Annotated in this window: 1 protein-coding gene; it reads right to left on the reverse strand. The window is 69.8% G+C overall.

Annotation, left to right across the window (positions count from 1 at the left end):
- Positions 1-42 precede the first annotated feature (42 nt).
- On the reverse strand, positions 43-527 hold a 485-nt coding region (locus AC01Y6_RS11220), incomplete at its 5' end, for a hypothetical protein (RefSeq protein ID WP_476671614.1).

A 527-nucleotide genomic window follows, 5' to 3' on the forward strand; every position in this document is an offset into this window, starting at 1 on the left:
GCCCTCACCCCCCTGCGCACCCCGCGAAAACCCCCGCGAAAACTAGGCCGTGGCATGACCCTCCGACTTTTCGCCGGAGCTTTCACCGGGTGGACCCCGGGGAGGAGCCCACCACTCTTCTCCCTCCACCAGCCCCAGAAGCTCAGAGGCCAGGGTTAGGGAGCCCAGGGCCTCAGCCAGATGAACCCAGTAGGCCAGCCTGCCAGACCGGAGGAGCCAAAGGTAGGCCCTCCGAGCGAGATAGACCACCTCCCGGGGAACCCGCCGGGCCTCCTCCTCCTCCACCTCCTCCAGGGCCTGGTGGAAGAGGAGGGTGAGGGACCTGCTCATGGTGAGGGCCTTCCTCCCCCGGGTGGCCTCGGCCCACTCCACCCACCTGTAGGCCGCCTCCTCGGGGGTGATGCCGAGGCGAGTAGCGTGCTGGAGGGCGTGGCCGCAAAACTCCCGGAGTATCAAGCCGCCCCCCCCCTCAATCTCCAGGGGGTCCTCCTCCTCCAGGGGGACGGCCCCCCCGGCGTAGGCCGCCC

The organism is Thermus sp. (genome assembly GCF_056332225.1).